This window comes from Priestia endophytica DSM 13796 (genome assembly GCF_900115845.1).
Classification (GTDB): domain Bacteria; phylum Bacillota; class Bacilli; order Bacillales; family Bacillaceae_H; genus Bacillus_I; species Bacillus_I endophytica.
Genome location: NZ_FOXX01000017.1, coordinates 33,422 through 57,997 on the forward strand (window position 1 = coordinate 33,422; position 24,576 = coordinate 57,997).

Below are 24,576 nucleotides of genomic sequence, written 5' to 3' on the forward strand. Positions count from 1 at the left end.
CCATTTCTCCCCCTTTTTCCCTTTAAATTATTAAGAAGTTTTCGGAGCTGGAAGCATTTTTGTTTCTTCTTGTACAGGTTCAATTGCTTGTTTTGGCTGTGGACCTTTACGAACGTCACGTAAGAAAAAGCTCAAAATCAAACCAATAAAAGCAATTCCTGTTGCCCAGAAGAAAGCATCGTTAATACCCATTACAGTAGCGTGCTCACTTGCGTTAGCATACACTTGCTTCACAGCTGTTTGCTGTGCTTGCTCCATTGGCACATGCATAGCTGAAGCAATTTTGACTGTTAGCTCATGAAAGCTTTGCATAAAACCAGTGTTTGATGTATTCATATTCTCAGTTAAAGCGCCTAAATGGAACGTTGTACGATTGGTAAAAATCGTTGTAACAAGACTAATTCCAATTGATCCACTAACTTGACGTAGCGTATTTGACATTGATGAACCATGGTTGTTCAGACGAGATGGCAACTGGTTTAAACCTGCTGTCATGATCGGCATCATAAGAAGTGACATTCCGAACATACGGCACATATATACAATCAACAAATGAGCATATGATGTTGTTAACGTAAGCTGTGTGAATTGGTATGTTGTAATTACAGTGATAATCATCCCAACGATACCAAGCGGTCTTGGACCAATCTTATCAAATAAAATCCCAGAAATCGGCGACATAATAAGCATTACAATCGCCCCTGGTAGTAGTAATAAACCAGAATCAAGTGGCGTATACCCACGAATATTTTGTAAGTAAATTGGCACTAAGTACATACCAGCATACATGCTAATTGTAAGTGCGATATTAATAACACTTGATAGTGTGAAAATATTAAATTTAAATACGCGCATGTCTAGCATTGGATGTGGTGAACGCAGTTGTTGAATTACAAACATCGCAAGTAGAATAACTCCGATAATCATTGTTGAAAGAACAACAGGATCTGTCCATCCATCTTGACCTGCTTCACTAAATCCGTAAAGAAGAAATCCCATACCTAGTAAAGAAGTTGTTGCTCCAAAAACGTCAACCTTGATTTTCTTGCCTTCTTGGATATCTTTTAATTTGAAGTAAGCAAAAACAAATACGATTACACCTAGTGGAACCATTCCTTCAAATAAAAGATGCCAATCATAATTTTCTACAATCCAACCTGATAAAGTTGGACCAACAGCAGGTGCGAACATCATCGCAAGACCAAAAATCCCCATTCCTTTCCCGCGCATTTCCGGCGGGAAAATCTGAACAATAATTGCCATAACAAGTGGGGCAAGGACACCACCACCAATGGCTTGAACTAAACGACCAACAAGCATAACTGGGAACGTTGTCGCAATTCCGCAAATAAGCGATCCGATTGTAAATACAAACATCGCAAATAGGAACAGTTTACGAACTCCAAAACGTTCAATTAAGAAAGCAGACAGTGGAATAAGAGCTCCGTTGACGAGCATATAACCTGTTAAAAGCCACTGTGCACTGCTTGCTGTTACGCCAAATTCATTGATTAAATGGGGCAAGGCTACATTTAATAGCGTTTGGTTCAAAATAGCCAAGAACAAACCGAGCATAACGATACCGAGAAGAGCGCCCTGGCCAGAGCCTTTTGAACCTGAATTTTCGTTAACAGATGAAGCCATTAAATTTCCTCCTTTCCCTTTTTAAAAGAATTACTTATTTCAATTAGTTTTTATTGATTTTTACTTGTGCATTCATTCCTGGTAAAACATTCTCAGAATAGTTAGAGATTGAAATTTTAACTGGAATTGTGTGTGTTACTTTTGTATAGTTACCATCTGTATTTGTGCTTGGCATTAAAGAGAAAAGAGAGTTTGTTGCAGAACCTACTTCTTCTATTTTCCCATCAATTATTGTACCTTCGTCACCATCAACAGTAACTTCTACATCGTCACCCTTTTCAATATCTTTTAGCTTATCTTCTTCAATGTTAGCTATTACATAAAGTTGAGTCATATCCACTACTTCAGCAACTGCTTGACCTTGTTGTACTGTTTCATTATTTAGAACATCTTTTTTAACGATTTTTCCATCTTCAGGAGCTGTTACATCTACGCTGCCCTCTCCTGTATTTACATTAGCAACAGCGTTGTCTTTTGAAACATCTTCGCCTTCTTCAACAGACCACTCTGCTAATTTTCCTGACTGTGGAGCAGTGATGCTTTTCACATCTCCCATAACTTGTGCATTTTCTGTTTTAATGTAGTTAGCGTTTTGGTAGTAGTAATACCCGCCGCCTCCAACTAATGCTAAAATAACGATGATACCAATGATGTTGATTAAAACTAAACGACCTCTTGACATAATCTTGCTCCTTTCTTCCCTTAAAATAATTAATTTAATTTATATTTAACTTTATTAAATAAAAACCGTAGAATAAGCTCTTGTTTTAAGAGAGCTACTATTTTACTACATAAAATTGTATATTCATTACGGTAATTACTTTCCTATAAAGTTAATTTACATATGGAATCTTACCACACGAATATATATAAAAGCAACAATTTTTCCTCATAATTTTTTTGGTTATTTTTTCAATTAAATCTCCCTTTTCTTTCCTCTTCTTTTTCTTCTATAATAGAGCAGGAATAACTCAAAAGGAGCTTACTATAATGAAGAAAAATACGCTGCTGTTAATTGACGGCTTCAATTTGCTTAGTCGCGGTTACTTTGCTACAGCATATGGACGAGATGAAGAAGATCTTACAAAAAATATCGACGGAACCTATATTAATGCTTTAAATGTATTTTTCCGAAAGCTATTTCAGCTTTTCAGACAATATGACGTAACACATGCACTAGTTGCTTGGGATGTAAAAAGAAATGAGACAGATCGCCGAGTAAAATATGATTTTTACAAAGCAACTCGTAATGAACTTCCTCCTCCTCTTATTGAGCAATATGAAACATGTCAAAAAATATTAGATGCTCTCTCAATTAAACAGATGTCTCTTGCCCCGTATGAGGCAGATGACCTTATCGGCTCTCTCTCTCTTTCATGGACTGTTCAAGAGGAAGGAAAGTGTTACATTTATAGTAATGATAAGGATTTATTTCAGCTATTAAATGAAGATGTAGCTCAAATTGTCGCAGGAAAACGTGGCGATAGCGTTTTTACAATGGAAGATTTTCAAACTGAATACGGTATTTCACCTTCTCAGTGGGTAGATGTTAAAGCACTACTTGGCGATAAAAGTGATAATATTCCAGGTTGCCGTGGTGTTGGCGAAAAGGCGGCTCTTCCTCTTATTCAACTTTATGGGTCTATTGACGGCCTTTATGAGAATGTGGAAACGCTCGATAAGAAGTTTAATCGATATAAGAAGAAGCTTTTAGAAGGAAGGGAAACAACCCTTGTGAGTAAAGAACTAGCTCAAATTCTCTGTTCTATTCCTGAATTTCAAGCGTTTGATTTTAATACTCTTTCTCTTGATCTTACTGAAACACTTGTATATAAAGAAATGAATAAGGTAGGTATTTTCGCTTCTTTTTAAAAAGCTCCCCTGTATAAGGGGAGCTTTTATATTATGGACGCAAATCCATCATTTCACCAAAATACTGAGAAGCGGTTGTAAAACAAACAAAAGCACAAAGTTCGCTTATTTCTTTTTCATTAAACGTTTCTTTTAATACTTCAAAAGTTCCTTGTGGTATAGCGCTCCCTACTCTTAAAAAAACACTCACAAATCCAAGAGCCTTTATTGTTTTTTCATCCTGGATATTTTTCTCAGGTTCTCTTTTAGCTTTGCAATAAAGACAGCCGTTTCCATGGGCAAGTGCTGTTCGCACATGTTCCTTTAAATCTTTTGAAAGCGACATAGTGTTTTCAAGTACTTCCCCTAATTCACTCCACTTTTTCATTACTTCTTTATTATGTCCTAGAAGCTTTTGAAATGAAGTTTCTCCATTTAATGATAAGGATATTGTTGTCATCGTTCCTCTTCCTTCCTGTTTTTAAGTAAATTATGTTACAATTATAGAAAGAAAAAGAACTTTTTCACATTTCAAATGAAACTAAAAAACAATAGAGAACTTTTATTTGATATAAATTTTGAAGAAGAAGGTTGCGTATGAAAATTGACGAGTTAGATATTAAAATTATGAAAGAACTAAAGAAAAATGCGAGGCTTTCAATACGACAACTTAGTCAAAAAGTCAATTTATCTCCGCCGTCTGTAGCTGAAAGAGTTAGAAGACTTGAGGATGAAGAGGTCATTGAACGCTATACCATTGATGTCAATAGAACGAAGCTTGGTTATTCTATTGACTGTATTATTGAAGTTACCGTTAAAAATGGAAAACATGAAGCATTTAAAACGTTTATTGAGCAGCATCCTAATGCTTTATTCTGCTATCGTATTACAGGAAAGTCCTGCTTTATGGTCATGCTAACTGTGAAAAAGCTTGAACAGATTGAAGATTTTATTAACGATGTGACCTCTTATACAACAACGTTTACAAATATTATTTTTTCAAGCGTAAAACTTCAAAATGAAAGTCTTTTTACTTAGTTCATTAGAAGGAGAAAAGAACAATTTCTAGAAAGGTTTATTTGAAAACGTTTTTTTTATTATTATAATAGAAGGAGAATAAAAAGCGTTTTGGTTTTATTATAAAGGGGGCATTACCAAAAATGAGTGAATATCCAAAAGAGATAAAAGAACAGTTGGAACATATGGATCGTATGAAGGATACGTTTTTTCGCCACAAAAAAAAGCTTGTTGAAGAATTATGTAGTAAACTTCCTTACAACATTACTCCAACAAAATATTATATGCTTAAATTTATTTACGAAAAAGAAAAATGCATGGTTGTTGATGTATCCAAAAAACTGGAGTTATCATCTGGGGCAACAACCATTACTCTTAATCAGCTTGAAGAATATAATTTAATTGAAAGACGTCGTGATAGCCGGGATCGTCGCATTGTTTGGCTAACATTGTCAGAGCAAGGAAAAGAACTTGTTCGCAACGCTCTAAAAAAGCGTGATGAGTTTTGGGGTAAAATGCTCGCGGTTTTAACAGAGGAGGAAACAAAGGAATATTTCCGTATTCTTGAAAAGATCGAAAACGGAATTGAAAGAAATTTAGATGGGATAAAAAGATAACAGAAATCATTTTGATCTCTATTATCTTTCTACAGCAAAATATGAGTTATCAAGTCATCTAATAAATACAAAATATACTACGCTTTCTTCTGTAGTACAAGTCCGTCATACGTATTTTCCATATGATAATCTTTGAAAATAGATACGATTGTGACAAGGCCAATTACAAGAATAAGCGTAATAGCAAGGGCTGTTGTTATATCAGCAAGAGGTGCAATAATAGCAGCCGCAACGGCTGGTGTCATCGTAATACAAAGATCTTTCGGTTTTTGCTGTACGTTTGCGAGCGGTGATAGAAGCTTTCCGATCATTCCTTTCACCATAATCGTTTGTTCACCATGAGATACGGCTTTATGTAAAGCGTGTTTTTCTGCTACTATAATCATAAGTAGAAACCTCCTCTAGTTTGCGGTATTTAGTTTAATATTCGCTACGAAGAGGAAATATCCTGCTTTAAAATGTAAAAAATATATGAATTTTCAATTATTTTAACAAAAAGCCCTTTTTAAAAGGGCTTTTTGTGTTAAGATTTCGTTATATATGTCCAACCATCTTCTTGATATACTTTCTTTTGCTTCATTAAACCTCCAAGCGCACGCTTGAAAGCCCCCTTGCTCATTCCGAACTGTTCTAAAATATCATCTGGATGACTTTTATCACTATATGGCATCGCACCATTTCGACCTTCCATATAAGCTAAAATTTCTTCTGCGTCATCACTCATTTTTTCTTGCTTACGTGGAAAAAGAGATACATTTAAAGTGCCATCTTCTTTTACATCAATAACGCGACCGCTTACTCTTTCTCCTAAACGTGGTTCACGTTTACGTTCGCTTTCATGGATAAAACAGCGATATCCCTCTTCTGAAATCATGAAACTGCCAATTTTCAACAAACGATACACGTTTCCTGTGATGTCGCTGTTGTATGCAGTTTTGGGAGCTTTACGTGCTACTTGTTCCATAATATTTTCTGTCGCAAGGCGACCAAGAAGACGACCTTTACGATCCGTTTTAATGCTTACATATAACCAATCACCAACTTCAGGCCATAAATGTTCAAGCGCTGATAAATCATCAAGGGAAACAAGCAAATCTGTGCTTATGCCAATATCAACAAAAACCCCTAAATGACGTTGAACGCCAACAACTTGTGCCCATCCATAGCGTCCTTTTTGAATGTTTGGTTTCTTCATTGTAGCTGTAATACGTTCTTGTTTATCATGATAAAGGAAGACTTCTACGTCTTCGCCAACTTCAATTTCACCAATAATTTCTGATTCATGTAGCAATACATCTTCACTGCCATTTGTTAAAAATACGCCGAACGGTGCTTCGCGCTCCACTTCTAGCGTCACAATCATTCCTGCTTCAATCTTACTCATGCTCTTTCTCTTCCTCCTCAATGGTGCATTTGTTGCTCCTACTAAATCTACCATGATTTAGTATAGATGTATAGATTATTTCAAGAAAGACTCGTTTTAGATTGCGCTAGTTTCTCCTACTTTTATTCTTCAACTTGATACTTTTGCCCTTTTTTCTTGTTTTTCAATGTTGCCTTTTTCATCTTTAAAAACAATATGTTCTCTTGAAAAGTGCACAGGAGAAGTGATGCCCGCTGCTGAAGCTAAATTATATAATCCTTCTCGAAGAGACAAGATATAATTGCATACACGGAATAATTTTTCTTCTACTATAAGGGCTTGCTGCAGTTTAGGATCTGTTGTTGCAACCCCAACAGGACAATTGTTTGTATGACAGACTTGTGCTCTTATACATCCAACCGAAAACATCATGCCGCGAGCAACATTCACAAAATCAGCGCCCATTGCAAGCGCTACTGCAATCTTGTCAGGCGTAAGCAACTTTCCAGAAGCAAATACTTTTACTTTATCTCGAACTCCGTATTTTCGTAGTAAATCATCTACAATAGGCAGAGCCGTATAAATCGGCAACCCAGCAGCATCAGCAAGTTCTGAATATGATGCTCCAGTACCTCCTTCCCCTCCATCAATTGTGAAAAAATCTGGACTTCGCCCACTTTTGGCGATATATGCGATAAGCTCTTCAAGTTCTTTTACATTTCCTACAACAAGCTTCACACCGACCGGCTTTCCTCCAATACTACGGAGCTTTTCAATAAAATCAAGCATTCCTTCTCTGCTACTAAACTGTTTGAAACGATTTGGGCTATCAATCGATTCTCCAGCCTCAACTTGGCGGATTTCAGCAATTTCATCTGTTACTTTTCTGCCATCAACATGTCCTCCTCTTGTTTTTGCGCCTTGGGCAAGCTTAAGTTCAAATGCTTTCAGTTCTTTTATTTCACTTTTCTTTTTAAATTCCTCCCATGAAAACTCTCCATCTTTCGTTCGCACTCCAAAGAGACCCGGACCAATTTGACAAATAATATCTGCGCCTCCTTTCAAATGGTGAGGAGACAATCCACCTTCTCCTGTATTCATCCACGTTCCTCCAGCAAGTTTCAACCCTTTAGAAAGAGCTGTAATAGCCCGGTCCCCAAGCGATCCATAACTCATTGCAGATTGCCCAACGTTTCCCTTTACATAGAAAGGCTTTTCACATGTATGCTCGCCGATAATTTGCACATCATCTTCATGAAGAAGATATGGGGAAGCCTCTACCTCTTTTTGATATTCTTTTCGTCTCAACAAGTTATCTTCGTCTATTTTATAAACTTTTGTTTTTACTTTTTGATTATTATCAACCTTAAGCTCCTCACGCTGAGCTGGAAATAGAGAATTTGCAATATAGTAACCAGGACGCTCAAATTCACGTTCCGAGCCAAAACCAATTAACCTGCTTTTATATTTAGCAGATTTCATTGTTTGCTCATATTCTATCCGTGAAAATGGCTTACTTTCATTATCATTATGAAATAAATACTGTCTCATTTCAGGTCCAATTTTCTCTAAGATGTAGCGTACTTTCCCTAAAACAGGAAAATTTCTTAGCACGGAATGTTCCTTCTGCTTTTCATCTCTTATGTAAATCCATAAAAATATGGCTCCTGGGATTAATAATAATAAAAGCAGTACCCCAACTAGAATTGTAATTGTCCATCCCATTTCTTTATCCCCCTCTTTACTTTATAAAAAAGAAGCATGAGAATTCTCATGCCTCTTCTTTTATTAAAAGAAACGCTTTAAGCTTTTTTTAAGCGGCGGCATTTCTACTTCATGATTTTTGAAGAAATTCTTCAACAAATATTTGGAATAAGAGAAAGCCTGGCTGTATCCAATTTTACCTGGAAGAGGCGGCTGCTCTTTAATGTGAATATCTAGAATAACAGGTTTTGTGGCAAGAGCCGCTTTTTCAAAGGCAGGAGCAAGCTCTTCAAATTCTTCTACTCTATAGCCAATGCCTCCTGATACGTCCGCAAATCGAGCAAAATTAAATGGTTGAAGATCAACGGCATAATCAAGGTGACCTCCCACTTCCTGTTCGTATTTAATCATCCCAATTTTTTCATTGTTCAATACAACAACAATAATAGGAAGCTTGTATTTTACAGCGGTTAAGAAATCCTGCATCACCATTGAAAATCCACCATCCCCACATACAGCGACTGCTTGGCGCTCAGGATAAGCCATTTTTGCAGCAATTGCTCCTGGTAGCCCACAACCCATTGTAGCAAGCCAACTTGAAATGATAAATTGTTGGTTTGTTATGCGGAAATGTCGTGCCATCCAAACGGTAACGTTCCCAACATCAACAGATAAAATAGCATCATCTTCTACGATTTTTTGAAGCTGTGGAATGACTTGATGAGCTGTAATAGGGGTTTCTTCTTTTTGCTCATCTTTTCCAATATGTCTCCACCAATTTTCCATATTTTCTTGACATTTCTCAAGAAAATGTCGATCTTCTTGAAAAGCTCCGTGTGCAGTAAGCCATGGAAGTACTTCCTTTGCATCTCCTACAATTCCTACTGAAACAGGATAGCGTTTTCCAATTTGAGTAGGTTCCATATCAATTTGAATAGCTTTTGCTTTTTCAGGAAGATAATCTCGGTATGGGAAAGATGTACCTATCATGATAAGTAAATCCGTTTCCTCCATTGCCTCATATGCTGGCTTTGTTCCAATTTGACCAAGGTTTCCAAGATTTGAAGGATGATCGTCTGGAATTACTCCTTTTCCTGGTAGTGTCACAACAACTGGAGCGCCAAATCTTTCTGAGAAGGCCTCCACTTCTTTTCTAGCATGCAGTGCTCCTTTTCCAGCTAGGATAACAGGACGTTTTGCTTCATTTAAATATGTAACAGCTTTCTTTAGATCCTCTCCATTTGGAACAATCTGAGCTTCTCTAAAAACTGATGAGGTATACATTAAACTCTCGTCAATTTCTTGAACAGGGATATCGTCTGGAATGGTTAAAACAGCGACCCCCTTTTTAGCATATGCCGTTTTAATTGCTTGATTTAAAAGATCTGGGAGCGTGTCTGCTCTTTGCACCGTTTTATTGAACACGGCTACGTCATCAAACATGCGCTGCAAATTAATTTCCTGAAAATCATCTCTCCCAAGTTTTTCAGTTGATACTTGTCCAGCAAGAACGAGCATTGGTACGCCATCTGATGCTGCATCATACATCCCATTTAAAAGATGAACTGCTCCAGGACCTGCAATTGATAAACATACCCCTATTTTCCCTGTAATTTTAGCGTAGCTTGAAGCGGCGAGAGACGCTGCTTCCTCGTGGCGTACTCCAATAAATTTAATTTGCTCTTTTGCTTTTCTTAACTCTTCCATTACATTGTTAATGGAATCTCCTGGAAGACCATATATATGGTTAATATTCCATTCTTGTAGTGAACGAATTAATGCTTGACCAGCCGTTGTTTTAGCCATAATGTAGTTCCTCCTTTTTTAGGTAAATATTCCACGTTGTTTAAAGTTTAAACATTATTAAATAAAAAAGCTTCATATAGTGAAACTTTTTATTTCTCCATTCGTTTGTAACTATGTGTCTTTGTTGTCCTCTTTCATCAACGTGGATTACGATTACTTTACAAGGAGATGGAAGACTTATGTCAAAAGAATCTTTTTTACAAATGAATACGGTTTTTATTAGTATATTAGTAGAGGCCTTACCATTCGTCGTTCTTGGCGTCATTATTTCAGGCGTGATTCAAATGTTCATTACAGAAAGTATGCTAGCTAAAATTATTCCTAAAAATCGTTTTCTCTCTGTTATAGTGACCTCTGTGCTTGGGAGCCTTTTTCCTGCTTGCGAGTGCGGCATTGTCCCTATTACAAGAAGACTGATCGGAAAAGGAGTTCCTCTTCATGGAGCTACAAGTTTTATGCTAACAGGACCTGTTATCAACCCGGTTGTGATCTTCTCTACATATGTAGCATTTGGGAACAATTGGACGATGGTTGGCTATCGGTGCATTTTATCCTTTATTGTAGCTCTTTTTGCTGGTTGGATTATCTCCCTTCAGTTTAAAGACGGACAGCTACGCAACGAGGCTACACACCATCATCATGACCATTCTCTTGCTTTTTCGAAGAAGTTTGGCGATATGGTACGTCACACATTAGATGAATTTTTCTCAGTTGGTAAGTTTTTTATTATTGGAGCTTTAATTGCGGCAGCGATGCAAACATTTGTTAAAACATCCACACTTCTTTCTTTAGGAGATGGACCTATTATATCCATCATTATCATGATGGGACTCGCTTTCGTTCTTTCTCTTTGCTCATCAGCTGATGCTTTTGTTGCTTCATCTTTCCGAAGCACGTTCAGTAATGGTTCACTTGTTGCATTCTTAGTATTTGGTCCAATGTTTGATATTAAAAATATGCTTGTTATGCTCGGAACTTTTAAGTCTAAACTCGTATTTTTCCTACTCTTTTACGTTACGATTTTTGTCTTTTTAGGAGCACTTATTATTTCTTATTTGTAAAGGAGGAGACAAAGTGGTACGCATTTTAATCTTAATTGGTTTTAGTTTTATTTTTATGCACCTGCACGCTACAGGAACAATTAATAAATATATTAATATGAAATATAGCTATATCTCATTTAGTACGATATTTATCTTTATTTTACTAACCATTGCTCAAGTTTATTTTTACGTAAAAGATGGTGATAAGAAAAATCACGATGATCATAAACATGATCATTCATGCAGCTGTGGCCATGATCACAGCCATGATGAAGATAAATGGTACAAAAAGCTCGTTGTGTACCCTATTATGATTTTTCCTCTCGTTGCTGTTATGTGCTTTCCAATTGCAACGCTTGATTCAAAAATGGTTGAAGCAAAAGGATTTCACTTTCCTATTCTAGAAGGTGATGATGCGTCAAGTAACCATCAAATTTTGCAACCTGATACAAGCACGTATTACGGAGCCGAAGATTACGAAAAATTAATGGATAAATCAAAGAAACAGTATGAAAAGAAGAACTCCATTATTCTAAATGACAACAATTATTTAAAGGGAATGGAAACCATCTATAATTTCCCTGGAGAGTTCACCGGAAAAACGGTATCACTAACCGGTTTTTCCTATAATAGTGATGACTTGAAGAAGAATGAAATTTTTCTATTTAGATTCGGAATTATTCACTGTGTAGCAGATTCGGGTGTCTATGGGATGCTCATTCAATTCCCAGACGATATGAACTTAAAAAATGATGAATGGCTACGCGTAAGTGGAGAACTAGACACAATGTATTATCAACCGTTCAAAAAAACAATTCCTGTTTTAAAAGTGAAAAAGTACGAGAAAATAAGCGAACCAGAAGATGCTTATGTTTATCGTCAATACTAATAAAAAAAGCCGCTTAATGCGGCTTTTTTTATTAGGCAATTGTCTATTTTTTTTAGGACAAATCCCCGAATTTTATCTTTCGTATATATTATAAGAGACTTGTAAAAGGAGGTAATCCATGTGCATCATCACTCTTACTTTCCTCGTTATTATCAAAGAAACTATAAGCCGAACGACCAAAACGAACAAAACTATTCTTCATCACATCATGAAAATTTTGTCCACCCTACTGCTCCTCCATTTCCATATGGAGAAGGAAATTATGAACAAAATTATTCTTCATCACATCATGAAAATTTTGCCCACCCTACTGCTCCCCCATTTCCATATGGAGAAGGTAGTTTAGAACAAAATTATTCTTCACCACATCATGAAAATTTTGCCCACTCTACTGCTCCCCCATTTTCACATGGAGAAGGTAGTTTAGAATATCGTTTGAATTATCTTTCTTACCAAGTTCAGCAACTTATTGAGCAAAACAAACAGCTCCTTGAGCGTTTAGATCGAAAAGCTCCTGAACAAAGTCAAACGGTCACAGCGCCAGGTGGAGGCGGATCTATTATTGTCCGGATGTAAACGCTAGAGTAGAAGGTCTTCCTCTTAAAGGAGTCCTTCATTGATAAAAAGTGGACAAGTTTAAGTGCATTTCTCCATAAAAAAACTCCTGCTATTTTGCAGGAGCTTCTAAGCTTTCTTCACTATCCGTGCTTTCGTTCCGTATTGTCTTCTGTTTCTTCATTTAATTGTTTAATTAAGAAAGAGACTTGAAGAATTTGATGATTTTCAATTTCTACTACTTCAAACCGGTACTGATCATCTTCAACAACAGGATTCTCATCTGGGGTTGAAGCCATCTTCACTTGCATCCATCCCCCTATTGTATCAACGTTCTCTCGCTGATCAAACGTCATTCCGAACCGCTCTTCTAAATCATCTAAAAGAACGCGTCCATTTAAAAGGTAGTAGCCCTGTTCTTGTTCTACTACGTCTGGAATTTCATCAGTATCAAATTCGTCTTGGATGTCACCAACAATTTCTTCTAATATATCCTCCATCGAAATAATCCCTGACGTTCCTCCGTATTCATCCATAACAACTGCAATATGAATGTGTTCTTTTTTCATCTTCACTAACACATCTTGCAAGCGTGTTGATTCATGAATAAAAGGAATTGGATGAATATGCTTTTTCATATTTAATGATCGCCCAAGAACAAGGTTTGTGACCATTTCCTTAGCATTTACAACACCGATAATTTTGTCTTTATCTCCTTCTTCTGTTACAGGGTAACGTGTAAAGTGGTTTTCATCAATAATTTGTAAGAGCTCTTCCTTTTCCATCTCCTGATCAAAAACAATCATTCTTGTTCTTGGTACCATAATATCTTTTGCAACCCTTTCATCAAATGAAAGGATGTTTTGCATATATGAAAGCTCTGTTTGATTAATTTCTCCACTTTGGTAACTCTGCGTCATAATAATTTTAAGCTCTTCTTCTGAGTGTGCTTGTTCATGACCAGCAGGCTTTACCCCAAATATGCGAAGGATAATGCGCGCTGAGCCGTTTAAAAGCCAAATGAGGGGAAATAAAATTTTCCCAAATAGCACAAGCGGCTGAGCTAACAAAAGCGTAACTCTTTCAGTATACTGAATAGCCAATGTTTTCGGAGCAAGTTCTCCTAAGACAACATGTAAAAACGTCATAATACCTAATGCAAGCGCGTAAGAAACAACTGTTGTCCAAGCTGTAGGAATGCCCAATTCATGGAATACAGGGTGCAAAAGTCGTTCTACAGTAGGTTCTCCGAGCGTCCCAAGACCTAAAGCTGTCACTGTGATTCCGAGCTGACAAGCTGAAAGGTAATAATCCAAATTGGTTACTAGTTTCTTTACAGCAACCGCTTTTTTATTTCCTTCTGAGATAAGCTGCTCAATTCGCGACATTCTTACTTTTACAACAGCAAATTCGGCCCCTACAAAAAAGGCTGTCAATACAATTAAAAGAGCTACTAATATTAAATTAATGATAATGGTCGTGTCCAACTTATCCCCTCTAAAAAGAGGGAATCACCTCCGCTATAAAAATTATTTATATCCACCCGTAGAGTGATGACCATGAGATAGGTACTCAAGCCAAAATGATCCTTTGTTTTCAATTAACGCGGTTACATTCTTCTGACTAATCGTTCTCCATAGCGCCTTCCCAACGTCTTCACCCCCTTTTTATTAGCTTATATTTTAGCATATATTAACTTCTATGTATATTTATTATTCCGGCACCGTTTTTTACTTTTTCTTCACTATGTATTACAACACATTTGTAAGAAGCAGAAGAAGCACAGCCCCTCCTAAAACGACACATGATACATGCCCTTCACTTTTTTCTTTTTTAAACTCTGTTATGTTATTAAAAATAAGCGACAAAGACATCGCTACTAGCATCCAAGAAACAACATTAAAATTCTCGATATTCCCTTCCTTTTCCATAATGAGTATAGTTAAAGCCAATATGATGGTGAAAATAGAAAAAACTATACCACCTGCTTTACATAAGCGATCCATCTTTCCATCCCTTTCTCAAAACTTCCCCTTTTCTTCTTTTTTCAAAAAAGTTCACGAAATGTATGTCTTACCCTTATTTTAACATATAGTAAAGATTTACAAAAAGTATAGAAAAAATATTCAATGAATTTAGATTAGTTAATCTTTTCCGTTAATTATCATTTTTTACCTTATATATTACGATTTCGTTACATTTTTATTGCAAATGTTAATAAAGTCTATTATACTCACAAATAGAGAAAAAAATTTAGGAGTTTTTGAGATGAAGAAAAAAGGGGTTATTGTTTTATCTTGTTTGTTTTTAGTGTTTATTGTCGGATTTGCTTCATATCTCTTCTATAAGAAAGAAGTTGCAAAAGAAGCTCCTCAAGCTCTTGTAACAGAAAAGGAATACACGCCAATCTATTCTGTTCCTTCTCCTTACACAGAAAGAGAAGTTAAAGGGTATTTAACTAAAGATACTGAGTATCGCAACTATATGGCGTTTAACCAAGACTGGTGGCGAGTTGCTGTTGGAAACGACGTTGGCTATGTTCCACGCAAGGAAACGAAAACAGCGAGTGCAACAGCTGTCAAAGATCAGTCGCTAACGAGCGCTTTTGAAGGAGAAACGCTTTTAGTGAAAAAAGCAACTCCAATTTATCGCTCAATGTCTAAAAAGTCTAAAAAAATTGGAGAATTTGATCAGCATACTCAAATTGAAGCAAAGGATACAGGCCAAGACTGGATGGAAGTAAACGTTGGCGGTCTTATCGGTTACATTCCAAAAGATAGTGTTGAAAAACAAAATGGCGTTCCTGTTCTTATGTATCATCACCTTTTAAAAGATGAGGAGAATCATAACTTCAGAGATGTTTCCACAACTATCACTCCTGAAGCCTTTGAGGAACAAATGAAGTGGCTTCATGACAACGGCTATACTGCTATTACGCTCAAAGAATTAGAGCCTTACATACAAGGAAAAAAAGCATTACCTGAAAAATCTGTTGTCATTACATTTGATGATGGGATTATTTCTTCGAGAGAATATGCTTATCCTATTCTTAAAAAATATGGATTTAAAGCAGAAAACTTCATTATTACAAGTAGAATTTCACAGGAAAGCAAACCATTCAATCCAGATCGATTAGACTTTTTAAGCTATCAAGATATGGAAAAAATGAAGGATGTGTTCTCGTTTGGTTCTCATACGAATGCGCTTCATTCAATGAATGAGGAGAAGAAACGCGGTATGATTACCCAACTTCCTTATGATCAAGTGTTAGCAGACTTCAAACAAAGTAGACAAGTACTTCCATCTCACTCTGCATACTTTGCTTATCCTTTTGGACACTTAAATGAGACATCTGTTCAAGCTGTCAAAGATGCAGGATTTACCCTAGCCTTTACAACACAAAAAGGCTACGTCTTTCCTGGGGATAACCCACTGCTGCTTAACCGGTTCGGCATCGGACCAGACATAACATTAGAAAAGTTTCAAGAAATTTTTAAATAAAAAAGATTCAGCATAACTGCTGAATCTTTTTTTATTATCCAAACTGTGCTTGGTGAAGACGGCTATATATTCCCTTCTCTCCTAGCAATCTATCGTGTGTTCCTTGTTCTGTTATACCATTTTTTGTGACAACCATAATGCGATCTGCGTTTTTAATTGTAGCAAGGCGATGAGCAATAACAAGAGTTGTGCGCCCTTTTGAAAGCTCATTTAACGCTTGTTGGATGGCAACTTCTGTTTCAGTATCAAGAGCAGAGGTTGCTTCATCTAAAATTAAAATTGGTGGGTTTTTAAGAAAAATTCGTGCGATAGCAAGGCGTTGTTTTTGACCACCAGAAAGTTTTACTCCTCGCTCTCCAATGATGGTGTCAAGTCCGTCAGGCTGAGTTGAAATAAAGTCAGACAGCTGAGCTTTACGAGCTGCTTCCTCTATCTCTTCATCTGTTGCATCTAGCTTACCATAGCTCAAATTCTCCCGAATCGTGCCTGAGAAAAGGAAAACATCTTGCTGCACAATACCAATTTGGCTACGCAGTGATTGAAGAGTAAAGTCCCGAATGTCTACGCCATCAATTGTAATTTTCCCTTCTTCAATCTCATAAAAACGAGGAAGCAAGCTGCACAAAGTTGTTTTTCCTGCTCCTGATGGACCTACAAACGCAACTGTCTCACCTTCTTTGATAGAAAGGGTTAGTCCATTTAAGACTCTTTCCATATTTTTGTAGCGAAATGCAACTTTTTCGTAACGGATTTCTCCTTTTACCGTCATATCTTTAGCGTGCTCTGAATCAACGATATCAGGATGTGTATCCATGATTTCAGTATAGCGCTTGAACCCGGCGATTCCTTTTGGATAACTTTCAATCACCGCATTAATTTTTTGAATTGGTCCTATTAAAATGTTAGAAAGGAGAAGAAACGCAACAAACTCTCCATATGTAAGCTGACCTTTAATAACGAAAAGCGTTCCAAACAAAAGTGTAAAGAGTGTTACAATGCGCATAAGCATGTAGTTGGCCATAATATTTTGAGCCATAATTTTATAAGATTGAAGCTTTGTTTGGCGATAGCGTTCATTGTTTACTTCAAAGCGTTTTTGTTCATGTTCTTCATTTGCAAATGCTTTTACAACGCGAATGCCTCCAATGCTATCCTCTACGCGGGCATTAATATCCCCTACATCACTAAACATTTTACGGAACGTTTTTGTCATCTTTTTGTTAAAGTGAATAGCACAAATCATTAAAAATGGGATAACGATAAAAGAAAGCACAGCAAGTTTCCAATTAATCGTAAGCATAATTCCAAATGCGCCTAGAAGCGTCATAATAGCGACAAATACATCCTCAGGTCCATGATGGGCAACTTCCCCGATTTCTTCTAAATCTTTGGTCAGCCTTGAAATCGAATGTCCTGTTTTATTTTCGTCATAGTAGCTAAAAGAGAGCTTTTGCATGTGACCAAAAAGCTTTCTTCTCACATCTGTTTCGATATTAATACCAAGTTTATGTCCCCAAAAAGTTACAATGTACTGAAGACCTGTATTAAGAAGATAAATAGCTAAAAGACCTAAACATGCCAATGAGATAACAGTCCAGTTTTCCATAGGAAGTAAACGATCAATCACTTCATTTACAGCAATCGGAAAAGCAAGCTCTAAAATCCCAACAAAAACAGCACATGAAAAATCAAGTATGAAAAGTTTTTTATATGGTTTATAGTATGAAAAAAAACGTTTTAACACCTTTTTCCTCCCTTATCATTATAGTATAACTCCATACAATGATAATGATTATCATTGTGTTTTACAAGCTTTTTTTACCTCTTTTCTCTTGCTTATCTTGAATTCCTTTTCATTTGTGCCTATCATAAAGAGTAGCTTTTCTATTTTACATATTTTGAAAGGAGGACTTTCTTTAATGGGAACCACTGTTGCTGCACCAAAACCGGATAACATAGAAAAAATAACAGTGTACAACATTTTATTCATTATTGGACTTTGTCATTTATTAAATGATGCCTTACAAGCTGTTATCCCTGCTATGTTTCCAATTTTAGAAAGATCAATGGGATTGACATTCACACAACTTGGACTTATTTCTTTTACCCTTAATATGGTTTCTTCTGTCATGCAGCCTGTTGTAGGGTTTTATACAGACAAGAAGCCGATCCCTTATGCTCTGCCACTTGGGCTTACAAGCAGCATGCTTGGCATGTTTTTTCTTGCTTTTGCTCCTTCATTTGAAACTATTTTACTTTGTGTATTTTTTATCGGGCTTGGGTCTGCAGTTTTTCATCCAGAAGGTTCGCGTGTGGCCTACATGGCAGCTGGAAATAGACGCGGGCTTGCTCAATCTATTTATCAAGTTGGAGGAAACTCAGGGCAAGCGCTTGCTCCTTTAATGACAGCGCTTGTGCTAGCAAAGCTTGGGCAAGCTGGAGCTGCTTGGTTTACAATCTTCGGCGGGGTTGCCGTTGCCCTACTTTTTTATATTGCTAGATGGTATAGTTCACGCCTTGTTATGTATACGCCGAAGAAAAGAAAAGCACAGCGACAGATGAATGTAGAATCCAAAAAGGCAATTAAAGGCGCATTACTTATTATTATTTTTCTCATCTTTGCCCGTTCTTGGTATATTAGTGCTATTTCTAATTTTTATGCTTTTTATACGATTCAAAACTATGAAGCAAGCATCTCTCAATCTCAAAGCTATATTTTTCTTTTTCTTCTCATGGGAGCTGTTGGAACATTTTTAGGTGGACCTCTTGCAGATCGTTTTGGCAAAAGAAACGTTATTTTATTTTCAATGCTTGGAACCGTTCCATTCTCACTTGCCCTTCCCTACGTCAGTCCGCTCTTAGCTTACGTTTTTCTAGCTCTCATTGGGCTCGTTTTAATGTCTAGTTTTTCTGTAACCGTTGTATATGCACAAGAGCTTGTGCCAGGGAAAATTGGTACAATGTCTGGATTAACCGTTGGATTGGCATTTGGAATGGGAGCCATTGGCGGCGTTGCTTTAGGATTTTTTATTGATAAAATAGGTCTCAATCCAACGATTATTAGCGTAGGTTTCCTCCCTATCTTTGGACTTTTAACGTTTCTTCTTCCAAAAGATGAACGGATCCAAGAGTGGTATAAATAAGCATCACGTACAGCTTTAATTTATGATATGATTAAAAAAAAGCTAAGGAGAAACTTGTATGAGACCTTTACAAATATCGGCTGAAACAGCTCAAAAACTAGCACAGTCGCTAAATATGCCGCTTGAGCAAATTATGCATATGCCACAGCATATTCTACTTGCAAAGCTTGCGGAAATGCAAAAAGAAGAACAATAAAAACAAAAGGCAGAAGAAATTCTTCTGCCTTTTTACAATACTATCTTTTTTTAGATTGCTGCTTTTCTTCCAATAAATTAATAAAGCGATGAATCTTCTCGCTTGTTTGTTTTACATCGCTTTCTTTTTCTGAAGACGTCATTTCCTCTATCATATTTGAAAGCTGCTCTCGTTCTTGTTCTGTTAGCATCGTCCAATCTGCCACTGTATCCCTCCTGTTATCTTTCCCTTTGAAAATAGATTGTTTTTCTCTCTTTATAGCAAACTTTTCTTTCTAGATCCTCTTCCGATAGACGGTTCTTTCCCGCTTATGAAGCGCTTTTTTCCCATCTTTTCTATTGTACAAATGTCATCTTAGGAGAGCAAAATAAATTTTTTTAATAGAAAAGGTTTATTCTATGAAAGATTCGGTTATTACTGATAACAGGTTATCATAAAAACATATCATGCTTCATGTATAACCAAACTAATTTTTTATTTCAAACAATTTTTCTTGTGTAGAAGAGATGATGCTTGTAAAATGTTTCATATAAAGGATATTTCTACACAAAAGCTAAAATGAAGAGGTGTTTAGTGTGAATAAAACAGATTTAATTAATGCAGTAGCTGAAAAAGCGGAACTAAGCAAAAAAGATGCAACAAAAGCTCTTGATGCTTTGTTTGACACAATCTCATCAACATTATCAAAAGAAGAAAAAATCCAGCTTATTGGCTTCGGTACATTTGAAGTACGTGAGCGCTCAGCTCGTACAGGCCGTAACCCACAAACAGGAGAAGAAATTCAAATCCCAGCTTCAAAAGTGCCTGCCTTTAAAGCTGGGAAAGAGTTAAAAGAAGCTGTTAAGTAAAAAAAATGCCACTACAAAGAAGTCGTCTTCTCATTGAGAAGGCGACTTTTTTCATACCTAACCTATACGTTCCATGCACCAGAAGCAATATGTTCAACATATCCACCAACTTCGATATGAAAATTCTCATCCTTTTTTACTTTTACAAACAAAAGAGAAGGTCTCCCTATCTCATACCCTTGTTCGACCGTCATAGATATAGAACTTTCCCCAAAATAGTTGTGGTAGACGCAGTAGGCACCAAGACATCCATTAGCACTTCCTGTCGCTGGATCTTCTGGGACTCCATAGTAAGAGCAAAAATCACGAGCATGCAGCGTATTCCCTTCTACTGTTTCCGGACAAAATACCATGATTGCTTTTGCTTCTCTATCTTTTATCATTTCACAATAAGCTCTTTCGTTCACAACAATGTTTTTAACGGTTTGTAGTGTTTTAATAGGAGCAATAATGACAGGCAGTCCTGTTGAAACTTCTTGAACAGGATATGTATCACAAAGCTCTTCTGTCCCTATATTTAGAACAGCAGCCGCTTCTTCTTTTTCAATCGTTGCCCCAAATGTTGGTTCGTTTTGGAGCATCAAAACTTTTCCATCTTCTTCAAATGAAACTGAAATTGAGCCAATTTTATAACGTAAGGTCATATTTTTCACATTTTCTTCTAATAAATGTTGCCTAATAATATGTGCTGTTCCTAATGTGGGATGACCTGCAAATGGAACCTCTTCTGTTGGCGTAAAAATCCTTACGTCCCACGCTCCGTCCCTTTCTTTATAATCCAAAATAAAGGTTGTTTCAGAGAAATTCACTTCTTTTGCAATCTTCTGCATCTCTTCCGTTGATAAATGACGAGCATTTTCAAAAACAGCAAGCTGATTTCCGCTGTAGCGCCCTTTTGAAAACACATCAACAATATGAAATTTAATGGTCATTACACGTCCTCCTTTTTATAAATTTTACCATATCCTATTAAAATATAAATTCTTATTTGTTAATTTTCGCATCTCATGCTTTAGGTTGCTGTTATTTACTAGTTACAATAAGAGCGTCAGCAACTTATAAAAAGAGCTAATTTCCCAGCTCTATATAAGAAATTAGCTCTTTTTATTATTTTAACTTCTTTGATTCTAGGTAAGACAAGTTTTGTTAAACAAACGTTCTTACACTTTTATTTCGACTAAATTTATAGATAGCAATCAAAAAGAAAGCAATCCCAAATGAAAACAGCACAATAAAATTCATATACAAATCTTCTAATCCTTTTCCTTCTTGAAATTCCGTAATAGTTTCTAATACCCATTTTTGTGGCAGGAAGTCAGCAATTTTCCGGATGGAATCTGGCATAACTTCAATAGGCCAAAAGCAGCCTGATAGCATGCATGTAGGAATAAGTACGGCATTTTGTAAAGCAGGTGCTGCAGAAGTTGAATTCACAAAGGAAATGAGCGCTAATGAAAGTCCAACGGAAACAAAAGAGAATAAGAACATAAGAGAAAAAAGTTGCCAAGACGGTATCCCGTAATCAATGTGAAAAACAGCTTTCATAATGGTTAACGTTAAAATAGCCTGTACGCTCATCACAATCATATTTACAATAATGTTTGCTGCTACATACTGTCTTGCTGTAATAGGAGCCGCTGTAATTCTGTAATAAGTTCTCGTCTCTTTCTCTTTTAAAATAAGCAGTGATAGTGACATAGCAAAGGACAACATGATTACAATTAGAAAACCAATGGAACTGTACGTCATTTGCTTATACTGAGATGTGTTTTCAAGTGCTGCAGCTGTCACCCTAACTTCAGAGTTCTGATAGCGGTTATAAACAAGCTGAAACTCTTCATTCCCCTCTGTTCCACGCGCAATTGAAGCCACATTATCAATATAACTAGCAAGATAGCTTTTCACAAAAGCCGTTGCTTCTTCTCCTTTAAGAGATACAAGCTCAATCCCTTCTGGTTTTCCTCTTTTAACACTTTCTTCAAATCCGCTCTTAAAAATAACAATAAGATCTTTTTCTCCCGCTGTTAGGGATTCCTCTTGTTGTTTAATTGAAATTTTTTCAACGCTCGTATTTTCCAGCCCTTTTAAAAAGGAGAAAGTGTCTTCTGTAAGGCCGCTTTTATCTTTATCAACAACGCCAATTCGGATATTCGGGTTGTCACTTCCATGTATAACCGTTGATAAAATAATTCCTGCAAGGGGAATGAATAAATATAAAAGAAGGCCTCCTTTCATATTTAGCAAGCTTTTTATAATATTTTTTATAATCCATCCTGTTTCTTTCACTTATAGTCCCTCCCGTCTCCGCAGAGCAAAAGTAGTGATTAAAATAAACAGTAAAGCTATCCCAATGTTACTAAAGAGAACAGAGAAGGCTGTGTCAAAACTTCCGGTATATATAACATCTAAAATTCCTTCATTTGCCCAATGAAGCGGAGAAAGATTTACGATCAGATGCAAAAATGTGCCTTCTTCTGCTGTGAAAGGAAAATATGCTCCTCCAAAAAAGTTAGCAAGCTGTACAAAGACAACGGAAATAACGCTTGTTGTTTGAGGGGTTTTAGCAATATAACTAATACAAATTCCTAAGCTGACGGCTAGAAATACTTCCGTAGCTAAAAGGAGGAAAATAAGGAAAAGATGATCCCCCCAATTCGCTTTAAAAACATATTTACTAAATAAGATAACAGCTAAGAGAAACATCATATTCACCACTAATATCCCTAAAACCTTTCCAACAAAAATTTCAAACTTGCTAATTGGTGAAGATAGAAGTCTGTCACTCGTATGAAGCACTGTTTCTCCTCTTAAAAGCTGAAAACTATGAAACAAGCTAAAAAACGCGGTCATTGTTGTCATTACAACAGCGTAGTAATCCATTGCATTTGGCTTATTAGGTGAGTTTAGCGCTCTTTCTTTCATGTAGTCACTGTTACTTGCTGTTGTAGCTTCTTCTATTCCTTTAGGATTTATTTTAGCTATTTCATATACGGCATTATATCGATCTACGAAATTTTGCATAATAGCTTGAACAACGCTTTGTTCAACAGAGGTAGTGCTATTTTTGTAAATTTTTACCTCTTTTGAGTGAAGTTCAATATAAGCCGTATATTCTCCCTTCCTTATCGCTTCTTTTCCCTCTAATGTTCCCTTTGCTTCCTTAAAAGATAGATCACTTTCTTTCTCCATTTTTTTTATAAAGCTTTTAAAACTTTCAGTAAATTCACTGTCTCCTTTACTTTTATACAGAATGTTCACGTCATTAATAGACACATCTTTTGCAAACGCTCCGGAAAGGGCTGTTCCTAAAATAAACATGAGGCCAATCGGAAGAGCGAGATAAAACAGAAACATTTGTTTATCTCGACAATAGCTTTTTATTTCTTTTACCATCAGATTAATTATCCTCATAATTCCTCCCTCCTTTCCTAGTCTCTTAGATTACGTCCTGTTAATGTTAAAAACACCGTTTCTAAATTAGGCGCTTTTTCTTCCAACGAACTTATTTCCACTTCTGCTTTCAGTAAAGTTTGGATAATTTTATTCAAGTTTTGAATTTCTACGTCTGAATAAATTTTAATTATATTTCCTTCAATGCTTGCACGCTTTACTCCACCAATTTCTTCTATCGATTCACAATTAACATACAAGGGATCTTTCACTTCAACCCATAGCTCTTTTACATCTGTAATCAGCGACTTAAGATTTTCTTTTGATCCTTTTGCAATAATTTTGCCATGATCAACAATCGCAATGTTCGTACATAGCGCTTCTACTTCTTCCATATAATGACTTGTGTAAATGATGGTAGAACCTATTTCATTAAGCTTTTTGACTGATTCCAAAATGTGTTTACGAGACTGAGGATCAATACCAACCGTTGGTTCATCCATAATTAATAGCTTTGGTCGATGTGCAATAGCACATGCAATATTCAGACGGCGTTTCATTCCTCCTGAGAAACTTTTTGGAAAACTTTTTGCTTTATCCGCAAGCCCTACAAACTCTAAAGCTTCTTCAACGCGCTGTTTTAACAAACTTCCTCTTAGTCCATAAAGTCCAGCGAAGAATTTAATATTTTCACTTGCTGTTAGATTTTCATAAATGGCAATATCTTGCGGAACAATTCCAACATTCATTTTGGCAAACTTCCGGTGTTTAGTAATGCTTTTTCCTAAAATCTCAATTTCACCTTCTGTAATTTGCAACAAGCTTGCTATCATATTAATTGTTGTACTTTTTCCTGCTCCATTCGCTCCAAGCAAACCAAAAATCTCACCTTTTTGGATCGATAAAGACATATTATCAACCGCGATAAAGTCATTAAATTTTCTTGTGACATTTCTCAATTCTAAAACGTTCATACCGTCACCCTTTCTGTTCCTTATCTTTTCTCATT

25 protein-coding genes are annotated in these 24,576 nt (G+C 36.4%); 10 read left to right on the forward strand and 15 right to left on the reverse strand.

Annotated features, from left to right (window positions below; translation table 11 throughout):
* Positions 1-30: 30 nt before the first annotated feature.
* Positions 31-1,644 (reverse strand): DHA2 family efflux MFS transporter permease subunit, encoded by a 1,614-nt coding sequence (locus BM012_RS22020; RefSeq protein ID WP_061802966.1) that lies wholly within the window; start codon positions 1,642-1,644, stop codon positions 31-33.
* Positions 1,645-1,687: 43 nt separating this feature from the next.
* On the reverse strand, positions 1,688-2,326 hold the full coding sequence (locus tag BM012_RS22025) for a biotin/lipoyl-containing protein (protein WP_061802965.1): 639 nt from the start codon (positions 2,324-2,326) through the stop codon (positions 1,688-1,690).
* 308 nt (positions 2,327-2,634) lie between these two features.
* On the opposite strand from BM012_RS22025, the gene BM012_RS22030 reads away from it, so the two are divergent.
* Positions 2,635-3,516 (forward strand): 5'-3' exonuclease, encoded by an 882-nt coding sequence (locus tag BM012_RS22030; protein ID WP_061802964.1) that lies wholly within the window; start codon positions 2,635-2,637, stop codon positions 3,514-3,516.
* Positions 3,517-3,547: 31 nt separating this feature from the next.
* On the opposite strand, the gene BM012_RS22035 is transcribed toward BM012_RS22030, so the two are convergent.
* Complete coding sequence (locus BM012_RS22035) at positions 3,548-3,955, reverse strand: carboxymuconolactone decarboxylase family protein (protein WP_061802963.1); 408 nt, start codon at positions 3,953-3,955, stop codon at positions 3,548-3,550.
* 137 nt (positions 3,956-4,092) lie between these two features.
* Here BM012_RS22035 and BM012_RS22040 point away from each other — a divergent pair, with 137 nt between their 5' ends.
* Complete coding sequence (locus tag BM012_RS22040; protein WP_061802962.1) at positions 4,093-4,533, forward strand: Lrp/AsnC family transcriptional regulator; 441 nt, start codon at positions 4,093-4,095, stop codon at positions 4,531-4,533.
* 122 nt (positions 4,534-4,655) lie between these two features.
* The gene (locus tag BM012_RS22045) at positions 4,656-5,129 is read left to right on the forward strand and encodes a MarR family winged helix-turn-helix transcriptional regulator (RefSeq protein ID WP_061802961.1); all 474 of its coding nucleotides are present in this window, start codon (positions 4,656-4,658) and stop codon (positions 5,127-5,129) included.
* Positions 5,130-5,206: 77 nt separating this feature from the next.
* Here the strand turns inward: BM012_RS22045 and BM012_RS22050 are convergent, their stop codons facing one another.
* From BM012_RS22050 to BM012_RS22065, 4 genes are all read right to left on the reverse strand, one after another.
* Positions 5,207-5,515: a hypothetical protein gene (locus BM012_RS22050; RefSeq protein ID WP_019392335.1), complete on the reverse strand. Its 309-nt coding sequence runs from the start codon at positions 5,513-5,515 to the stop codon at positions 5,207-5,209.
* A gap of 137 nt (positions 5,516-5,652) precedes the next feature.
* Entirely contained in the window at positions 5,653-6,513 is an 861-nt protein-coding gene (locus tag BM012_RS22055) for a CvfB family protein (protein ID WP_061802960.1), read from the reverse strand.
* 129 nt (positions 6,514-6,642) lie between these two features.
* Positions 6,643-8,217 (reverse strand): FMN-binding glutamate synthase family protein, encoded by a 1,575-nt coding sequence (locus BM012_RS22060; RefSeq protein ID WP_061802959.1) that lies wholly within the window; start codon positions 8,215-8,217, stop codon positions 6,643-6,645.
* 63 nt (positions 8,218-8,280) lie between these two features.
* Positions 8,281-10,002 carry a pyruvate oxidase gene (locus BM012_RS22065; protein ID WP_061802958.1) on the reverse strand — a complete coding sequence of 574 codons (1,722 nt, stop codon included), beginning with the start codon at positions 10,000-10,002 and terminating at the stop codon, positions 8,281-8,283.
* A gap of 179 nt (positions 10,003-10,181) precedes the next feature.
* On the opposite strand from BM012_RS22065, the gene BM012_RS22070 reads away from it, so the two are divergent.
* The 3 genes from BM012_RS22070 (at position 10,182) to BM012_RS22080 (ending at position 12,510) form a co-directional block, all read left to right on the forward strand.
* Positions 10,182-11,063, forward strand: a complete 882-nt coding sequence (locus tag BM012_RS22070) for a permease (protein ID WP_061802957.1) — start codon at positions 10,182-10,184, stop codon at positions 11,061-11,063.
* A 13-nt stretch (positions 11,064-11,076) separates the two neighbouring features.
* Complete coding sequence (locus tag BM012_RS22075) at positions 11,077-11,934, forward strand: TIGR03943 family putative permease subunit (protein ID WP_061802956.1); 858 nt, start codon at positions 11,077-11,079, stop codon at positions 11,932-11,934.
* 120 nt (positions 11,935-12,054) lie between these two features.
* Complete coding sequence (locus BM012_RS22080; protein WP_061802955.1) at positions 12,055-12,510, forward strand: hypothetical protein; 456 nt, start codon at positions 12,055-12,057, stop codon at positions 12,508-12,510.
* A gap of 122 nt (positions 12,511-12,632) precedes the next feature.
* Here BM012_RS22080 and BM012_RS22085 read toward each other — a convergent pair whose 3' ends face one another.
* Positions 12,633-13,976 (reverse strand): hemolysin family protein, encoded by a 1,344-nt coding sequence (locus BM012_RS22085; protein ID WP_061802954.1) that lies wholly within the window; start codon positions 13,974-13,976, stop codon positions 12,633-12,635.
* Between the two features lie 264 nt (positions 13,977-14,240).
* Complete coding sequence (locus tag BM012_RS22090; RefSeq protein WP_061802953.1) at positions 14,241-14,495, reverse strand: hypothetical protein; 255 nt, start codon at positions 14,493-14,495, stop codon at positions 14,241-14,243.
* 262 nt (positions 14,496-14,757) lie between these two features.
* Here BM012_RS22090 and BM012_RS22095 point away from each other — a divergent pair, with 262 nt between their 5' ends.
* On the forward strand, positions 14,758-15,990 hold the full coding sequence (locus tag BM012_RS22095) for a polysaccharide deacetylase family protein (RefSeq protein ID WP_061802952.1): 1,233 nt from the start codon (positions 14,758-14,760) through the stop codon (positions 15,988-15,990).
* 34 nt (positions 15,991-16,024) lie between these two features.
* Here the strand turns inward: BM012_RS22095 and BM012_RS22100 are convergent, their stop codons facing one another.
* Complete coding sequence (locus BM012_RS22100; protein ID WP_061802951.1) at positions 16,025-17,734, reverse strand: ABC transporter ATP-binding protein; 1,710 nt, start codon at positions 17,732-17,734, stop codon at positions 16,025-16,027.
* A 175-nt stretch (positions 17,735-17,909) separates the two neighbouring features.
* Here BM012_RS22100 and BM012_RS22105 point away from each other — a divergent pair, with 175 nt between their 5' ends.
* A complete protein-coding gene (locus tag BM012_RS22105; protein ID WP_061802950.1) occupies positions 17,910-19,133 on the forward strand; it encodes an MFS transporter in 1,224 nt (407 codons plus the stop codon).
* 58 nt (positions 19,134-19,191) lie between these two features.
* Positions 19,192-19,329, forward strand: coding sequence for a YycC family protein (locus BM012_RS22110; protein ID WP_019392323.1), 138 nt, complete (start codon positions 19,192-19,194; stop codon positions 19,327-19,329).
* A 40-nt stretch (positions 19,330-19,369) separates the two neighbouring features.
* Here the strand turns inward: BM012_RS22110 and BM012_RS26580 are convergent, their stop codons facing one another.
* Positions 19,370-19,534: a hypothetical protein gene (locus tag BM012_RS26580; RefSeq protein WP_161939282.1), complete on the reverse strand. Its 165-nt coding sequence runs from the start codon at positions 19,532-19,534 to the stop codon at positions 19,370-19,372.
* A 370-nt stretch (positions 19,535-19,904) separates the two neighbouring features.
* On the opposite strand from BM012_RS26580, the gene BM012_RS22115 reads away from it, so the two are divergent.
* Positions 19,905-20,177 (forward strand): HU family DNA-binding protein, encoded by a 273-nt coding sequence (locus BM012_RS22115; RefSeq protein ID WP_019392321.1) that lies wholly within the window; start codon positions 19,905-19,907, stop codon positions 20,175-20,177.
* A gap of 62 nt (positions 20,178-20,239) precedes the next feature.
* Here BM012_RS22115 and BM012_RS22120 read toward each other — a convergent pair whose 3' ends face one another.
* The 4 genes from BM012_RS22120 to BM012_RS22135 all read right to left on the reverse strand — a co-directional run bounded on the left by BM012_RS22120 (position 20,240) and on the right by BM012_RS22135 (position 24,541).
* A complete protein-coding gene (locus BM012_RS22120; RefSeq protein WP_061802949.1) occupies positions 20,240-21,109 on the reverse strand; it encodes a PhzF family phenazine biosynthesis protein in 870 nt (289 codons plus the stop codon).
* 214 nt (positions 21,110-21,323) lie between these two features.
* Positions 21,324-22,463 carry an ABC transporter permease gene (locus BM012_RS22125; protein WP_061802948.1) on the reverse strand — a complete coding sequence of 380 codons (1,140 nt, stop codon included), beginning with the start codon at positions 22,461-22,463 and terminating at the stop codon, positions 21,324-21,326.
* Complete coding sequence (locus tag BM012_RS22130; RefSeq protein WP_061802947.1) at positions 22,464-23,588, reverse strand: ABC transporter permease; 1,125 nt, start codon at positions 23,586-23,588, stop codon at positions 22,464-22,466.
* 17 nt (positions 23,589-23,605) lie between these two features.
* A complete protein-coding gene (locus BM012_RS22135) occupies positions 23,606-24,541 on the reverse strand; it encodes an ABC transporter ATP-binding protein (protein WP_061802946.1) in 936 nt (311 codons plus the stop codon).
* Between the last annotated feature and the right edge of the window lie 35 nt (positions 24,542-24,576).

What these genes read in the sequence shown, in the direction of transcription:
- BM012_RS22020 (WP_061802966.1), bottom strand. Translation starts at nt 1,644, where the DNA reads ATGGCTTCATCTGTTAACGAAAATTCAGGTTCAAAAGGCTCTGGCCAG.
- BM012_RS22025 (WP_061802965.1), bottom strand. Translation starts at nt 2,326, where the DNA reads ATGTCAAGAGGTCGTTTAGTTTTAATCAACATCATTGGTATCATCGTT.
- BM012_RS22030 (WP_061802964.1), top strand. Translation starts at nt 2,635, where the DNA reads ATGAAGAAAAATACGCTGCTGTTAATTGACGGCTTCAATTTGCTTAGT.
- BM012_RS22035 (WP_061802963.1), bottom strand. Translation starts at nt 3,955, where the DNA reads ATGACAACAATATCCTTATCATTAAATGGAGAAACTTCATTTCAAAAG.
- BM012_RS22040 (WP_061802962.1), top strand. Translation starts at nt 4,093, where the DNA reads ATGAAAATTGACGAGTTAGATATTAAAATTATGAAAGAACTAAAGAAA.
- BM012_RS22045 (WP_061802961.1), top strand. Translation starts at nt 4,656, where the DNA reads ATGAGTGAATATCCAAAAGAGATAAAAGAACAGTTGGAACATATGGAT.
- BM012_RS22050 (WP_019392335.1), bottom strand. Translation starts at nt 5,515, where the DNA reads ATGATTATAGTAGCAGAAAAACACGCTTTACATAAAGCCGTATCTCAT.
- BM012_RS22055 (WP_061802960.1), bottom strand. Translation starts at nt 6,513, where the DNA reads ATGAGTAAGATTGAAGCAGGAATGATTGTGACGCTAGAAGTGGAGCGC.
- BM012_RS22060 (WP_061802959.1), bottom strand. Translation starts at nt 8,217, where the DNA reads ATGGGATGGACAATTACAATTCTAGTTGGGGTACTGCTTTTATTATTA.
- BM012_RS22065 (WP_061802958.1), bottom strand. Translation starts at nt 10,002, where the DNA reads ATGGCTAAAACAACGGCTGGTCAAGCATTAATTCGTTCACTACAAGAA.
- BM012_RS22070 (WP_061802957.1), top strand. Translation starts at nt 10,182, where the DNA reads ATGTCAAAAGAATCTTTTTTACAAATGAATACGGTTTTTATTAGTATA.
- BM012_RS22090 (WP_061802953.1), bottom strand. Translation starts at nt 14,495, where the DNA reads ATGGATCGCTTATGTAAAGCAGGTGGTATAGTTTTTTCTATTTTCACC.
- BM012_RS22095 (WP_061802952.1), top strand. Translation starts at nt 14,758, where the DNA reads ATGAAGAAAAAAGGGGTTATTGTTTTATCTTGTTTGTTTTTAGTGTTT.
- BM012_RS22105 (WP_061802950.1), top strand. Translation starts at nt 17,910, where the DNA reads ATGGGAACCACTGTTGCTGCACCAAAACCGGATAACATAGAAAAAATA.
- BM012_RS22110 (WP_019392323.1), top strand. Translation starts at nt 19,192, where the DNA reads ATGAGACCTTTACAAATATCGGCTGAAACAGCTCAAAAACTAGCACAG.
- BM012_RS22120 (WP_061802949.1), bottom strand. Translation starts at nt 21,109, where the DNA reads ATGACCATTAAATTTCATATTGTTGATGTGTTTTCAAAAGGGCGCTAC.
- BM012_RS22130 (WP_061802947.1), bottom strand. Translation starts at nt 23,588, where the DNA reads ATGAGGATAATTAATCTGATGGTAAAAGAAATAAAAAGCTATTGTCGA.
- BM012_RS22135 (WP_061802946.1), bottom strand. Translation starts at nt 24,541, where the DNA reads ATGAACGTTTTAGAATTGAGAAATGTCACAAGAAAATTTAATGACTTT.